1 protein-coding gene and 3 tRNA genes are annotated in these 2,676 nt (G+C 61.0%); all 4 read left to right on the top strand.

What is annotated here, in order from left to right; all coding sequences use genetic code 11:
- Positions 1-1,837 precede the first annotated feature (1,837 nt).
- Positions 1,838-1,923 (top strand) — tRNA-Tyr (locus AC3IFE_RS20535).
- Positions 1,924-1,966: 43 nt separating this feature from the next.
- Positions 1,967-2,040: transfer RNA gene (locus AC3IFE_RS20530), tRNA-Gly, on the top strand.
- A gap of 22 nt (positions 2,041-2,062) precedes the next feature.
- Positions 2,063-2,137 (top strand) — tRNA-Thr (locus tag AC3IFE_RS20525).
- A gap of 66 nt (positions 2,138-2,203) precedes the next feature.
- Positions 2,204-2,676 (top strand): GTP-binding protein (locus AC3IFE_RS20520; protein ID WP_489191754.1); only part of this gene is annotated, 473 nt, incomplete at its 3' end.

Here is a 2,676-nt window from a genome sequence, read left to right as displayed (position 1 = left end):
ACCGTGAAACGACTCTACGCCGATGATAGTGCGGATTCCCGTGTGAAAGTAGGTAATCGTCAGGCTCCCTAAGCCAAGAACCCCCGCCCGACCAGGCGGGGGTTTTTGCATTTCGGCGTCCTAAAAAGCGCGCAGCGAAGCGTTACCGAGGCTACGTCCGTCGGCCTGCCCTGACGCAAATCATCGCAACATCGAATTCCCTCCTTCGCTTCCATCTCCGGCGATCCCGGCGATTACTGCTCGTATCCTCGGTCAAGACCGCTCTTGGCTCCTCGCTGCGTATCGTCAAGCGCGATCGTGCGACCCACCTTCCGCTTCCTGCAGTCCGCCATCTCGTCCTCTTGACTTTGATCAAAGCGACCCGACCAAGGGGCCGGCAGCGCCGTGTGTATAGCGGCTCGGACAAGACCAAAATCGGCGCGGATCCTTTCGACATCCGCTCGTCCACTGCCCTTTAACGCGTAAATTTCCTCGATGAGCGAACAGGCTGCACCGCCCACGCGGTTTTGCCATTCACCCATCGGCTTGAACTATGTGCTGTCTGCGCCGACGCCTGGAGGCGTTCGGCGCGTATCGTACTCGGGTCGCCGAATGGGGGGTCTCCGACAGGTGAACGCGGGTGCGCCGTGTTTGGACCTTGATCCCGCATCAGCTCGAGCATTGCCGGACACGGACAGCGCACGTTGGATGTCGACGCTTTGACGCCACATATCGGTTTTGTAACGACTTCGGGCGCATGAGGTGCGGCGAGAGGTGCGTGCGTCGAATCCGGTGCGGATAGTCGCGTTCAGCTGGGCAAGGCGGGCGAGGCGCACGACCAGTTGCGATGTCGGCTGTACGCCGAGGATTTGCCGCGATAAGCCGGCGAGCGGCGTTAGGTGGCCTCAACGAAGGGGCGTAGGGCGTCGAGCGGAAGGATCACTCGGCGCGGCGGTAGCGACGTTATGGGGACTGCCGGACCTCGCGCACGTCGTTGCCGAGTAGCGGCTGCAAGCATCGCAAAGCCCGCAGAATTGCCGGATGTATCCTGCGGGACGTCGCCGGACCAGCGCGTGCTGATTCACCGGTTGTGCGCGCTGCACGACGACCGCCAACCCGTGTACCCGGCATCGAGTGCGGCCTTCAACTGTTGACGAACCCCAGGCGCCGGGCATACCTCTTGGTCCTCGTGGCGAAGCCGTTAGCCAGGGCCTGAAGTCGGATCGTCCCGGTCGGCCTCGTGCGGCACCGGGGTGCTTGCCGGCGCCCTGCTGCATCCAGTTGCGACCGCGAAGAATGTCGTTTCAGAGCAAGCGGGCGCTCGGCGATTTGCACTAGCGTAGGAGAGTGATTCCGGACGGTATCGTGCGTTCCGATGAAGCCGCGAAGGAACGCAGCAGCGACCGAATTCGATGACGGAGCCGGCCCGCTGCAATCGCCGGAACGGTGAAGGTCTTGCCCATACGCGGGACCCGCGGCAATCGACGCCAGGCGATCCGCGGCTCCGCTGCAGGGCGCTTTATTCTGAGCCGGAAGCGTCCCGACCCTCCCGCAAACAACCGCCAGCCGGCTCATCAAAGCCGCCCGGCACGAAATTTGCCGAAATTTTGTGTCTACCCGCTTGGCATTGTGCGAAAGAGGCCGTATGATGGCGGTCTTTCGTTTTTAGCGCGGATGCAGATCGGCGTTGAAGGCGGAGTCTGACGAAGATGTGGCGCCGGTCGGCAACATCTCGCGCTTGCCTTAGCCGGGCGAGGGCGGGATCGGCGGGAAGCAGAAGTCGGGAAGAAAGTGAAAATAATCTTCCGGATGTGCTTGACAGGAGTGCGATGCACCCCCATAATCGTCAGTTCTCTACGGAGGGGTGCCCGAGTGGCTAAAGGGGGCAGACTGTAAATCTGTTGGCTTACGCCTACGTTGGTTCGAATCCAACCTCCTCCACCAAGATATCAGCGCAGTGAGCGGCAAGGAATCGTTAGTGGCCCGTGCGGGTGTAGCTCAATGGTAGAGCAGAAGCCTTCCAAGCTTACGACGAGGGTTCGATTCCCTTCACCCGCTCCAGACCGCTAAGTTGAAGCGTAGCGCCCATGTGGCTCAGTGGTAGAGCACTCCCTTGGTAAGGGAGAGGTCGGCAGTTCGATCCTGCCCATGGGCACCAGCAGTAAAAAGTCAGTGTCTTGTTTGCGCGCGGCGCAACCTGTGAAATTCCTTTTGGGAGTTGAAAATGGCCAAGGAAAAGTTTGAGCGGACCAAGCCGCACGTGAACGTTGGTACGATTGGTCACGTTGACCACGGCAAGACGACGCTGACGGCAGCGATCACGACGGTTCTGACGAAGAAGTTCGGCGGGGAAGCGAAGGCGTACGACCAGATCGACGCGGCACCGGAAGAAAAGGCGCGCGGCATCACGATCAACACGGCGCACGTCGAGTACGAAACGGCTAACCGCCACTACGCGCACGTCGACTGCCCGGGCCACGCCGACTATGTGAAGAACATGATCACGGGCGCGGCGCAGATGGACGGCGCGATCCTGGTTTGCTCGGCAGCAGACGGCCCGATGCCGCAAACGCGTGAGCACATCCTGCTGGCGCGTCAGGTTGGCGTTCCGTACATCATCGTGTTCCTGAACAAGTGCGACATGGTGGACGACGCTGAACTGCTCGAGCTGGTCGAGATGGAAGTTCGCGAACTGCT

The sequence above is a fragment of the Burkholderia sp. APQ4-4ca genome, from assembly GCF_057837105.1.
Note: the sequence above shows the minus strand (reverse complement) of the source record. Positions and strands in the feature narration are given on the sequence as shown.